Source organism: Streptomyces sp. SYSU D01066-1 (assembly GCF_054956795.1).
Genome location: NZ_JBUDHV010000040.1, coordinates 61098 through 72397, shown reverse-complemented (window position 1 = coordinate 72397; position 11300 = coordinate 61098). Strand labels below are relative to the sequence as shown.

Here is an 11300-nt window from a genome sequence, read left to right as displayed (position 1 = left end):
CGGGGCGCCTCGATGCAAATCGAGGCGCCCCGCTCCGGGTTGGCACGGACGGACGTCCGGCGGTCCGTCAGACCTCCACCACCACGGGGAGGATCATCGGGCGGCGCCGGTAGGTGTCCGAGACCCACTTGCCCAGGGTGCGGCGGATCAGCTGCTGGAGCTGGTGGGGTTCGACGACACCGTCCTGGGCCGAGCGCTCCAGGGCCTCGACGACCTTGGGCAGGACCGCGGCGAAGGCCGAGTCCTCGATGCCGGAGCCGCGGGCCTGGACGTGCGGGCCGCCGGTGATCTTGCCGGTGGACGAGTCCATCACCACGAAGACCGAGATGATGCCCTCGTCACCGAGGATCTTGCGGTCCTTCAGGGCCGGCTCGCCCACGTCGCCGACGGAGAGTCCGTCGACGTAGACGTATCCCGCCTGGACCTTGCCCGAGATCTTCGCCTTGCCCCCGACCAGGTCGACGGCGACGCCGTCCTCGGCGATGACGATGCGGTCGTGGGGGACGCCGGTCAGGGCGCCCAGTTCGGCGTTGGCGCGCAGGTGGCGCCATTCGCCGTGGACCGGCATCAGGTTCTTCGGTCGGCAGATGTTGTAGAAGTACAGCAGTTCGCCGGCCGAGGCGTGGCCCGAGACGTGGACCTTGGCGTTGCCCTTGTGGACGACGTTGGCGCCCCAGCGGGTCAGACCGTTGATCACGCGGTAGACCGCGTTCTCGTTCCCGGGGATGAGGGACGAGGCCAGGATGACCGTGTCGCCCTGGACGATGCGGATCTGGTGGTCGCGGTTGGCCATGCGGGAGAGGGCGGCCATCGGTTCGCCCTGGGAACCCGTGCAGACCAGGACCACCTCGTGGTCGGGGAGGTCGTCGAGGGTCCTGACGTCCACCACCAGGCCCGGCGGGACCTTCAGATAGCCCAGGTCTCTCGCGATGCCCATGTTGCGGACCATCGAGCGGCCGACGAAGGCGACCCGGCGGCCGTACTCGTAGGCCGCGTCCAGGATCTGCTGGATGCGGTGGACGTGGCTGGCGAAGCTGGCCACGATGATGCGCTTGCGGGCGCCCGCGAAGACCTGCCGCAGGACGTTCGAGATGTCGCGCTCGGGCGGGACGAAGCCCGGGACCTCGGCGTTCGTGGAGTCGGCGAGGAGGAGGTCGATGCCCTCCTCGCTGAGGCGGGCGAACGCGTGGAGGTCGGTGAGCCGGCCGTCCAGCGGGAGCTGGTCCATCTTGAAGTCACCGGTGTGCACCGCCATGCCCGCGGGGGTGCGGATGGCGACGGCCAGGGCGTCCGGGATGGAGTGGTTGACGGCGACGAACTCGCAGTCGAAGGGGCCGATGCGCTCCCGGTGCCCCTCCGCCACCTGCAGGGTGTAGGGGCGGATGCGGTGCTCCTGGAGCTTGGCCTCGATGAGGGCCAGCGTCAGCTTGGAGCCGATCAGCGGGATGTCCGGCTTCTCGCGCAGGAGGTAGGGGACGCCGCCGATGTGGTCCTCGTGCCCGTGGGTGAGGACGATGCCCTCGATGTCGTCGAGGCGGTCCCGGATCGACGAGAAGTCCGGCAGGATCAAGTCGATTCCGGGCTGCTCCTCCTCGGGGAAGAGCACTCCGCAGTCGACGATCAGCAGACGGCCGCCGTACTCGAAGACCGTCATGTTGCGGCCGATCTCGCCGAGGCCGCCGAGCGGGGTGACCCGCAGGCCGCCTTCGGGGAGCGGCGGGGGCGAGCCCAGTTCAGGGTGCGGATGACTCAAAAGACTCTCCTCACCACGCGCGCCACGTACCGGTGGGCACGTGGCGCGCGTGACGTTCGTGCGATGCGATGGACATGATGAGACGCGGGCACCGGTGGCCCGCTTGTTCAGTTGTGGGGCCTTGCGAAGTCTGTTGTCACAGCTGTACCCCGCCGGCAGCAAGATCGATCTTGAGCTGCTCGGTCTCCTCGGGCGTCAGCTCGATCATGGGCGCGCGCAGCGGACCGGCGGGCAGGCCCTGGAGGGCGAGCGCGGCCTTGGACGTCATGACGCCCTGGGTGCGGAACATGCCGGTGAAGACGGGGAGCAGCTTCTGGTGGATCTCCAGTGCCTTCTGCACGTCGCCCGCGACATAGGCGTCGACCATGGAGCGCAGTTCCGGGGTGACGACGTGGCCGACGACCGAGACGAAGCCGACCGCGCCGACCGCGAGCAGGGGCAGGTTCAGCATGTCGTCGCCGGAGTACCAGGCGAGACCGGAGTGGGCGATGGTCCAGCTGGCGCGGCCGAGGTCGCCCTTGGCGTCCTTGTTGGCGACGATCCTCGGGTGCTCCGCGAGCCGGACGATGGTCTCCGTGTTGATCGGGACGCCGCTGCGGCCGGGGATGTCGTAGAGCATGACCGGCAGCTCGGCGGCGTCGGCGACGGCCTTGAAGTGCCGGTAGAGCCCCTCTTGCGGAGGCTTGTTGTAGTACGGGGTGACGACGAGCAGGCCCGTGGCGCCGGCCTTCTGGGCGGCGCGGGTCAGCTCGACGCTGTGGTGGGTGTCGTTGGTGCCGACGCCGGCGACGACGTGGGCGCGGTCGCCGACCGCCTCCACGACGGCCCGTACGAGCTCCGCCTTCTCCGCATCGCTGGTGGTGGGGGACTCGCCCGTGGTGCCGTTGACGATCAGGCCGTCGTTGCCTGCGTCCACCAGGTGGGCGGCGAGCCGCTGCGCGCCGTCGAGGTCGAGTGCGCCGTCCGCCGTGAAGGGCGTGACCATGGCGGTGAGGACCCGCCCGAAGGGGGTCTGCGGAGTGGAGGTCGGAGCCATGGGTTACACGCTACTCGTTGCTCGGGACGGGGTCTTCCCTCGGGGGAGGCGGCAGCGGGGGCGGAGGCGGAACCCGGCACTGCCCGCTCGGGGGTTCAGGCAGTGCCGGGTCCGTTCGATCAGGCTAGATGAACTTCATGAAATGCCGCAATACGGACACTTCGCTTGACTGATCGCACGTGCGTGCCCGTGGTCCCGGTGTTACGGGGCCACGCGCCCGTTGGCGTTGAAAGCGGCGTGGGTGAGGGGCATCAGGCGCTGCCACTCCGCCTCCATCTTCTCGCCGACCATCTCGATCTCCCGCTGCGGGAAGGAGGGGACCCTGGCCAGCTCGTGCTGGGTGCGCAGGCCGAGGAAGTGCATCAGCGAGCGGGCGTTGCAGGTGGCGTACATCGAGGAGTACAGGCCGACCGGGAGCACCGCGCGGGCGACCTCGCGGGCGACGCCGGCGGCGAGCATCTCGCGGTAGGTCTCGTACGCCTGCCGGTAGGAGTCGGCCATCGCGCGGCCGACCAGCTCCTGCTGGGCCTCGGTGCCCTCGACGAAGCGGTACTTGCCCGGGCGGCCCTCCTGGACCAGCTTGCGGGAGGCGTCGGGGACGTAGAAGACCGGCTGGAGCTCGCGGTAGCGGCCGGACTCCTCGTTGTAGGACCAGCCGACGCGGTGGCGCATGAACTCGCGGAAGACGAAGATGGGGGCGCTGATGAAGAAGGTCATCGAGTTGTGCTCGAACGGGCTGCCGTGCCGGTCCCGCATGAGGTAGTTGATCAGGCCCTTCGAGCGCTCCGGGTCCTTGTCCAGCTCGGCCAGGGACTGCTCGCCGACCGTCGAGACCCGGGCGGCGAAGAGCACGTCGGCGTCGGAGGCGGTGTGCTTCACCAGCTCGACGGTGACATCGCTGCGCAGGTCGGTCTTGAAGTCGTCTTCGGGCGTGTCGGGGGTCACGGTGTGGAGGGCCTTCCGGTCTCGTCAGCTTGCGGACGCCACTCTACGGCGCGCGCCAAACGGGGCGTTCGGGCCGTGCCGCGATGAAGTCGGTGAAACAGGGCACCTTCGGTGGTGCCCGTTCGTCTGTACGGACAGGTGTTCCTCGATTCCTGGAAGGAGACGTCCTCATGACGCGCCGGCGTGAACCCGTCCCGTTCGCCTTCGTCGCCGAGGCCGACAGGTTCCGCAGCAATGTCACTCCCCCGCCCCGTGAGCGCATGTCGTTCGGCCAGCTGGCCGGGCGCTGGCTGCTCGGGCTGACCATAGTCGCGGGGCTCGTGGGTTCCCTGGTGATCGGGATGCCCGCGCTCTCCCTCGACCACTCCTCGCAGCAGACGCAGCAGTCGCAGGCGTCGTCCGGCAAACACTGAGCCGTCGCCGGCCCCGTCCGGGCCCCTGAGGGTGGTGACCGGGGACACAGGTCGATAACCTCACCGGGCACAGCCCACGCATGGAGCGAGTGAGGACCAGCCGTGCCCCTGACCTTCCTGACGGCCGACCGCGCCTTCGACACGGCCGACGACGTCGCGCTGCCGTACGACGACCGGGACCGGTGGCGGCGGCCCTACCGCCCCGGCCCCTGGCGCGTCGGCGCGTCCGCGCTGATGCTGCTGCTGGCGTCGTTCGTCCTGTTCGCGACGGTGGCCATCGCCGCGACGGGGACCGTGGCCTCGGCCTGCGTGGTCCTCGGCGTCGCCCTGGCCGTCATCGTCTGCGCGCTGCGGCTGCTGCGCATGGGCACGTGGGTGAGCGCGCGGGGCGTGCGCCGGGTGGGCTTCCTGGCCAGCCGTACGGTGCCGTGGGAGCGGGTCGTCGAGGTGCGGACGGTGCAGCAGCCGGTGCGCTGGCTCGGGCTGCCCCGGACGGTGCAGGGACAGGCGCTGGTCATGTCCTGCCGGGGGCGGGACGCAGGCTCCCTGCCGCCGCTGCTGACCACGCACAACGCGGACTTCCTGGCCCGGCCGGAGGGGTTCGACCGGGCCGCCGACGCCGTGGAGGCGTGGGGCGCGGAGTACCGGACCGGCTGAGCGGCCGACGCGGACGCCGGTGCGCCGGTGGCCCGGTCCCCGTGGGTGCGGGGACCGGGCCACCGGTGTGTCGGGGTGTCCCCCGGCCTCGGGTCAGGCGGTTCTGCCCCCCGTGTCGTGCAGGCTGATCGCGCGCTGCATCGCCTTGCGGGCGCGCTGGGTGTCCCGGGCGTCGTGGTAGGCGACGGCGAGGCGGAACCAGCTGCGCCAGTCCTCGGGGGCCGCCTCGGTCTCGGCCTTGCGGCGGGCGAAGACCTCGTCGGCCGAGTCGCGGTCGATCCGGCCGCTCGGGGTGCGCTTCAGCTCGTCGACGGGCAGCGCGCCCTCGGCGTCCAGTTCGGCGGCGAGCTGGTTGGCCTTGCGGACGAACTGGGTGTTCTTCCACAGGAACCACACCCCGATCACCGGCAGCACCAGCACCGCGACGCCGAACGCCACGGTGATCGGGGTGCCGGTCTCGATCAGGAGCACGCCGCGGCTGCCGGCCAGGGCGAAGTAGAAGACCAGGACGGCGGCGGTGAGGACGTAGGAGATCTTCGCGCGCATGAGGGTCAGGGGCTCGGTTCTGGGATCGGTTCCGGTCTCAGTTCAGGTCCAGGAAGTGTTCCAGGCCGAAGGTGAGGCCGGGAGTGGTGACCACGCGGCGGGCGCCGAGCAGGATGCCGGGCATGAAGCTGCTGTGGTGCAGCGAGTCGTGCCGGACGGTGAGGGTCTCGCCCTCGGCGCCCAGCAGGACCTCCTGGTGGGCGAGGAGCCCGCGCAGCCGGACCGCGTGCACCGGGACGCCGTCGACGTCCGCGCCGCGGGCACCGTCCAGGGCGGTGGCAGTGGCGTCGGGCGCCGGAGCGGTGCCTGCCTTCTGCCGCGCCTCGGCGATGAGCTGGGCGGTGCGGGTGGCCGTGCCGCTGGGGGCGTCGACCTTGTTCGGGTGGTGCAGCTCGACGACCTCGACGGACTCGAAGTACGGGGCGGCGAGCTGCGCGAACCTCATGGTGAGGACGGCGCCGATGGAGAAGTTGGGCGCGATGAGGACGCCCGTCCCCGGCGACGCGTCGAGCCAGGCCCTGAGCCGTGCGAGGCGGTCGTCGGTCCAGCCCGTGGTGCCGACGACGGCGTGGATGCCGTGGCGCAGGCAGTGATCGAGGTTGTCCATGACCGAGGCGGGGGTGGTCAGCTCGACGGCTACCTGGGCGCCGGTCTCGGTCAGCGTCTCCAGGGAGTCGCCCCGGCCGAGGGCGGCCACCAGCTCCATGTCCTCGGCGGCCTCGACCGCCCGTACCGCCTCGGAGCCGATCCGGCCCTTGGCACCGAGGACGGCCACGCGCAGCTTGCTCATGTCTGTTGCTTCCTTACCGACGGGTGGGTCAGGCGACGGCGTCGTGCAGCCGGGCGGCCTGCTTGTCCTTCAGCGGGCCGATGACCGACAGCGAGGGCCGCCGTCCCAGGATGTCGCGGGCGACCTCGCGGACGTCGTCCGGGGTGACCGAGGCTATCCGGGCCAGCATGTCGTCGACCGACAGCTGCTCGCCCCAGCACAGTTCGCTCTTGCCGATACGGTTCATCAGCGCTCCGGTGTCCTCCAGGCCGAGGACCGTGGAGCCGCGGAGCTGGCCGATGGCGCGGTCGATCTCCTCGTCGGGCAGGCCGTGCTCGGCGACCTGGTCGAGTTCGTCGCGGCAGATCTTGAGCACGTCGTGCACCTGGGAGGGCCGGCAGCCCGCGTAGACGCCGAAGAGGCCGCAGTCGGCGAAGCCCGAGGTGTAGGAGTACACGCTGTAGGCCAGGCCGCGCTTCTCGCGGACCTCCTGGAAGAGGCGGGAGGACATGCCGCCGCCGAGGGCGGTGTTCAGCACGCCCAGCGCCCAGCGGCGCTCGTCGGTGCGGGCCAGCCCCGGCATGCCGAGGACGACGTGGGCCTGCTCGGTCCTGCGGCCGAGCAGTTCGACGCGGCCCGCGGTGCGGATGGCGCGGCGGCCGTCGCGCGGGGCGATCGGCCGGGCGGCCGGGTCCTTGAGGGCGCCGGCCTTCTCGAAGGCGGCGCGGACCTGGCGTACGACCTTGTTGTGGTCGACGTTGCCGGCGCAGGCGACCACCAGGTGGGTGGGGTCGTAGTGCCGCTTGTAGAAGCGGCGGACGCGGTCGGCGGTGAGGGCGTTGACCGTGTCGACGGTGCCCAGGACCGGGCGGCCCAGGGCGGTGTCGCCGAACATGGTGTGCGCGAACAGGTCGTGCACGCAGTCGCCCGGGTCGTCCTCGGTCATCGCGATCTCCTCGAGGATGGCGCCGCGCTCGACGTCGACGTCCTCCTCCGTGATCAGCGAGCCGGTCAGCATGTCGCAGACGACGTCGATGGCGAGCGGCAGATCGGCGTCGAGCACGCGCGCGTAGTAGCACGTGTACTCCTTCGCCGTGAACGCGTTCATCTCGCCGCCGACCGCGTCGAGGGCGGCGGATATGTCCAGGGCGCTGCGCCGGGCGGTGCCCTTGAAGAGCAGGTGTTCCAGGTAGTGCGTGGCGCCGTTCAGGGACGGGGTCTCGTCGCGGGAACCGACGTGCGCCCAGATGCCGAAGGTCGCGGAGCGGACCGAGGGCAGGGTCTCGGTGACGACGCGCAGGCCGCCGGGGAGGGTGGTGCGGCGGACGGTGCCGACGCCGTTCTCGCCCTTGATCAGGGTTTGGGTACGGGCGACGGCCCGCGCCTCTGGGGAGGTGCGGGCCGTCGCCTTGGAGCTGTGGGACGTCACTGGTCGGTGTCGTCCTTCTGCTCGTCGTCCGAGGAGTCCTCGCCCTCGATCACGGGGATCAGGGAGAGCTTGCCGCGGGAGTCGATCTCGGCGATCTCGACCTGGACCTTCTGGCCCACGCCGAGGACGTCCTCGACGTTCTCCACGCGCTTGCCGCCGGCGAGCTTGCGGATCTGCGAGATGTGCAGCAGACCGTCCTTGCCGGGGAGGAGGGAGACGAAGGCGCCGAACGTCGTCGTCTTCACGACCGTGCCCAGGTAGCGCTCGCCGACCTCGGGCATCGTCGGGTTGGCGATGCCGTTGATGGTCGTACGGGCGGCCTCGGCGGCGGGGCCGTCGGCGGCACCGATGTAGATGGTGCCGTCGTCCTCGATGGTGATCTCGGCGCCGGTGTCCTCCTGGATCTGGTTGATCATCTTGCCCTTGGGGCCGATGACCTCACCGATCTTGTCCACCGGGATCTTGACGGTGATGATCCGCGGGGCGTTGGGGGACATCTCGTCCGGCGTGTCGATCGCTTCCATCATCACGTCGAGGATGTGGAGGCGGGCGTCACGGGCCTGCTTGAGGGCGGCGGCCAGGACGGAGGCGGGGATGCCGTCCAGCTTGGTGTCGAGCTGGAGGGCGGTGACGAACTCCTTGGTGCCGGCGACCTTGAAGTCCATGTCGCCGAAGGCGTCCTCGGCACCGAGGATGTCGGTGAGGGTGACGTAGTGGGTCTCGCCCTCGATCTCCTGGGAGATCAGGCCCATGGCGATACCGGCGACGGGGGCCTTCAGCGGCACACCGGCGTTCAGCAGCGACATGGTGGAGGCGCAGACCGAGCCCATGGACGTCGAGCCGTTGGAGCCGAGGGCCTCGGACACCTGGCGGATCGCGTAGGGGAACTCCTCGCGGGTCGGCAGGACCGGTACGAGGGCGCGCTCGGCGAGGGCGCCGTGGCCGATCTCGCGGCGCTTGGGGGAGCCGACGCGGCCGGTCTCGCCGGTGGAGTACGGCGGGAAGTTGTAGTTGTGCATGTAGCGCTTGCGGGTCACCGGGGAGAGGGTGTCCAGCTGCTGCTCCATGCGGAGCATGTTCAGGGTGGTGACGCCCAGGATCTGGGTCTCGCCACGCTCGAACAGCGCCGAGCCGTGCACGCGCGGGATGGCCTCGACCTCGGCGGCGAGCGTACGGATGTCCGTGACGCCGCGGCCGTCGATGCGCTTCTTCTCCTTGATGACGCGCTCGCGGACCAGGGACTTGGTCAGCGCGCGGTACGCGGCGGAGATCTCCTTCTCGCGGCCCTCGAACTCCGGCAGGAGCTTCTCGGCGGCGAGGGCCTTGACGCGGTCCAGCTCGGCCTCGCGCTCCTGCTTGCCGGCGATGGTGAGCGCCTGGGCCAGCTCGGGCTTGACGGCGCCGGTCAGCGCCTCCAGGACGTCGTCCTGGTAGTCGAGGAAGATCGGGAACTCACCGGTGGGCTTGGCGGCCTTGGCGGCGAGGTCGGCCTGGGCGCGGCAGAGCACCTTGATGAAGGGCTTCGCGGCCTCCAGACCGGCGGCGACGACCTCCTCGGTGGGCGCCTCGGCGCCGCCCTCGACCAGCTTGATGGTCTTCTCGGTGGCCTCGGCCTCGACCATCATGATCGCGACGTCGCCGTCCTCCAGGGTGCGGCCCGCGACGACCATGTCGAAGACGGCGTCCTCGAGCTCGGTGTGGGTCGGGAACGCCACCCACTGGCCGCGGATCAGCGCGACGCGGACGCCGCCGATCGGGCCGGAGAAGGGCAGGCCGGCCAGCTGGGTGGAGGCGGACGCCGCGTTGATCGCGACGACGTCGTACAGGTGGTCGGGGTTGAGCGCCATGACCGTGCAGACGACCTGGATCTCGTTGCGCAGGCCCTTCTTGAAGGACGGGCGCAGCGGGCGGTCGATCAGGCGGCAGGTGAGGATGGCGTCCTCGGAGGGACGGCCCTCGCGCCGGAAGAAGCTGCCGGGGATCTTGCCGGCGGCGTACATCCGCTCCTCGACGTCCACCGTGAGGGGGAAGAAGTCGAGCTGGTCCTTGGGGTTCTTCGAGGCGGTGGTGGCCGACAGCACCATGGTGTCGTCGTCCAGGTAGGCCACGGCGGAACCGGCGGCCTGCTTGGCGAGGCGGCCGGTCTCGAAGCGGATGGTGCGGGTGCCGAAGGAGCCGTTGTCGATGACGGCCTCGGCGTAGTGGGTCTCGTTCTCCACTATGGTCTTCTCCATTGCGTTCAGTTGCATGTCGTCTTCCGTCCCGCCTCGCCCGTGTGGCGGGGGGACGGTGCTGGAGAAGCGTCCAGTGCGGGCCGGTCTTCGATCGAAGCCCCCGGCGTCTTTTCCCCGAGGGCCACTACCGAGGACCGGCGGCGGCGCGGTGACGCTTCTCCTCGTCTCTTCGTGTCTTGCTGTGTCCGGTGTCGTCGGTGTGTGCGGTCGCGTTCCCTACCACACTACAAAGTGGCGGTGACACCGCGCACGTACAGCAAAGGGAGCGGCTCCCGATCGGTGGGAACCGCTCCCTTCACGGCGTCTTACTTGGCGCCCGCCGCACCGCGGCGGATGCCGAGGCGGTCGACCAGCGCGCGGAAGCGCTGGATGTCCTTCTTGGCGAGGTACTGCAGCAGCCGGCGGCGCTGGCCGACCAGGATCAGCAGACCACGACGGGAGTGGTGGTCGTGCTTGTGGGTCTTGAGGTGCTCGGTCAGGTCGGAGATCCGGCGGGACAGCAGGGCGACCTGGACCTCGGGGGAGCCGGTGTCGCCCTCCTTGGTGCCGAACTCGGAGATGATCTGCTTCTTCACTGCGGCGTCGAGAGACACGCGTGCTCCTTCAAGGTCTTCATGAGCCTTCGAGCGCCCCCGGTCTGCTTCTCGGGGGAACTTCCGTGAACTCGGAAGGCGGGGTGCGCTGGGCGCGGCCTCCAGGCACCTCGGGTGGTTTGGGGGCGCGTACACAGACGTCCGGAGATCAGCTTACCAGGGTGGCGGCCGGGCCCTGGTCCGGGGCCGGGGGAGTACGCCTGGGCTCGTCGATAGCATGCGCGACCGTGACGGAGAACGTGGAGACGGCGATGCACCACCCGGGGACGGCTGCGGCGTGGCGGCGAACGGCACGGGTGCGATGGGCGTGGCTGGCGGGTGAGCTGCTCGTGTGGGCCGGGACCGTGGGGTTCGGGGCGGTGACCGGTCACCGGTCGGTCGTCCCGTTCGCCGTCATGTTCACGGTCGCCGCGCTGATCGTGGTCCCGGTCACCGTGACGCTCCTCGTCTCGGCGCGTCGTGCGGGTCGCGTCCTGCGGGCCTATCCGTGGCAGGAACATCCGTGCGCGTTCCGGCGCCAGGGGTCTGACGTCCTCGTGGTGCTCATGCCGGAGCGGGGGTACGAGGTGCCGCTGCGGCCCAGCCCGCTGCGCGTCGATCCGAGCGGGGGGCGCGGGAGCGCCCTGGGGAGCATGTGGTTCGCGGGTGACCTGCGCTTCGGCGGTGTGGTGTCGCCGCCCGGCGGACAGCGGGTGATACGGGTGACACGGCCCAACGCGGCCAAGGCCGCCCGCGCCCGCAAGGGCGCCTCGCCCGCCGCCGACGCGCTGGCCGAACGGGTGGGGCTGACCGGTGGCGGAAAACCCCGGAGGCTCTGAAGGAGACGCGGGACGTCGTGTGCGTACGACGAGGGCCGGCGTGCGCGGACGAGGACAGCGTCTGCCTACGACGACGGTGGCCGCCCCCCTCACGGGTGACGGCCACC

The 11300-nt window shown here is 70.6% G+C and carries 11 protein-coding genes; 3 read left to right on the top strand and 8 right to left on the bottom strand.

Annotated features, from left to right (window positions below; all coding sequences use genetic code 11):
- Positions 1–67: 67 nt before the first annotated feature.
- From ACY1JF_RS27395 to thyX, 3 genes are all read right to left on the bottom strand, one after another.
- The gene (locus ACY1JF_RS27395) at positions 68–1753 is read right to left on the bottom strand and encodes a ribonuclease J (protein ID WP_462707940.1); all 1686 of its coding nucleotides are present in this window, start codon (positions 1751–1753) and stop codon (positions 68–70) included.
- 136 nt (positions 1754–1889) lie between these two features.
- Positions 1890–2789 carry a 4-hydroxy-tetrahydrodipicolinate synthase gene (dapA, locus tag ACY1JF_RS27390; protein ID WP_462707939.1) on the bottom strand — a complete coding sequence of 300 codons (900 nt, stop codon included), beginning with the start codon at positions 2787–2789 and terminating at the stop codon, positions 1890–1892.
- A gap of 201 nt (positions 2790–2990) precedes the next feature.
- Positions 2991–3734: an FAD-dependent thymidylate synthase gene (thyX, locus tag ACY1JF_RS27385; RefSeq protein ID WP_462707938.1), complete on the bottom strand. Its 744-nt coding sequence runs from the start codon at positions 3732–3734 to the stop codon at positions 2991–2993.
- Positions 3735–3904: 170 nt separating this feature from the next.
- Here thyX and ACY1JF_RS27380 point away from each other — a divergent pair, with 170 nt between their 5' ends.
- Positions 3905–4147 carry a hypothetical protein gene (locus tag ACY1JF_RS27380; RefSeq protein ID WP_462707937.1) on the top strand — a complete coding sequence of 81 codons (243 nt, stop codon included), beginning with the start codon at positions 3905–3907 and terminating at the stop codon, positions 4145–4147.
- Positions 4148–4249: 102 nt separating this feature from the next.
- Positions 4250–4804 carry a hypothetical protein gene (locus tag ACY1JF_RS27375; RefSeq protein ID WP_462707936.1) on the top strand — a complete coding sequence of 185 codons (555 nt, stop codon included), beginning with the start codon at positions 4250–4252 and terminating at the stop codon, positions 4802–4804.
- A 93-nt stretch (positions 4805–4897) separates the two neighbouring features.
- Here ACY1JF_RS27375 and ACY1JF_RS27370 read toward each other — a convergent pair whose 3' ends face one another.
- The 5 genes from ACY1JF_RS27370 to rpsO form a co-directional block, all read right to left on the bottom strand.
- A complete protein-coding gene (locus tag ACY1JF_RS27370) occupies positions 4898–5350 on the bottom strand; it encodes a DUF485 domain-containing protein (protein WP_462707935.1) in 453 nt (150 codons plus the stop codon).
- Positions 5351–5387: 37 nt separating this feature from the next.
- Complete coding sequence (dapB, locus tag ACY1JF_RS27365; protein WP_462707934.1) at positions 5388–6140, bottom strand: 4-hydroxy-tetrahydrodipicolinate reductase; 753 nt, start codon at positions 6138–6140, stop codon at positions 5388–5390.
- 28 nt (positions 6141–6168) lie between these two features.
- Complete coding sequence (locus ACY1JF_RS27360) at positions 6169–7548, bottom strand: M16 family metallopeptidase (RefSeq protein ID WP_462707933.1); 1380 nt, start codon at positions 7546–7548, stop codon at positions 6169–6171.
- Positions 7545–9767: a polyribonucleotide nucleotidyltransferase gene (locus ACY1JF_RS27355; RefSeq protein WP_462707942.1), complete on the bottom strand. Its 2223-nt coding sequence runs from the start codon at positions 9765–9767 to the stop codon at positions 7545–7547. Before ACY1JF_RS27355 ends, ACY1JF_RS27360 begins: the two co-directional genes overlap by 4 nt.
- 320 nt (positions 9768–10087) lie before the next feature.
- Positions 10088–10375: a 30S ribosomal protein S15 gene (rpsO, locus tag ACY1JF_RS27350; RefSeq protein WP_004924725.1), complete on the bottom strand. Its 288-nt coding sequence runs from the start codon at positions 10373–10375 to the stop codon at positions 10088–10090.
- 227 nt (positions 10376–10602) lie between these two features.
- On the opposite strand from rpsO, the gene ACY1JF_RS27345 reads away from it, so the two are divergent.
- Complete coding sequence (locus ACY1JF_RS27345) at positions 10603–11193, top strand: hypothetical protein (RefSeq protein WP_462707932.1); 591 nt, start codon at positions 10603–10605, stop codon at positions 11191–11193.
- Positions 11194–11300 lie beyond the last annotated feature (107 nt).

What these genes read in the sequence shown, in the direction of transcription:
- ACY1JF_RS27370 (WP_462707935.1), bottom strand. Translation starts at nt 5,350, where the DNA reads ATGCGCGCGAAGATCTCCTACGTCCTCACCGCCGCCGTCCTGGTCTTC.
- dapA (WP_462707939.1), bottom strand. Translation starts at nt 2,789, where the DNA reads ATGGCTCCGACCTCCACTCCGCAGACCCCCTTCGGGCGGGTCCTCACC.
- dapB (WP_462707934.1), bottom strand. Translation starts at nt 6,140, where the DNA reads ATGAGCAAGCTGCGCGTGGCCGTCCTCGGTGCCAAGGGCCGGATCGGC.
- ACY1JF_RS27380 (WP_462707937.1), top strand. Translation starts at nt 3,905, where the DNA reads ATGACGCGCCGGCGTGAACCCGTCCCGTTCGCCTTCGTCGCCGAGGCC.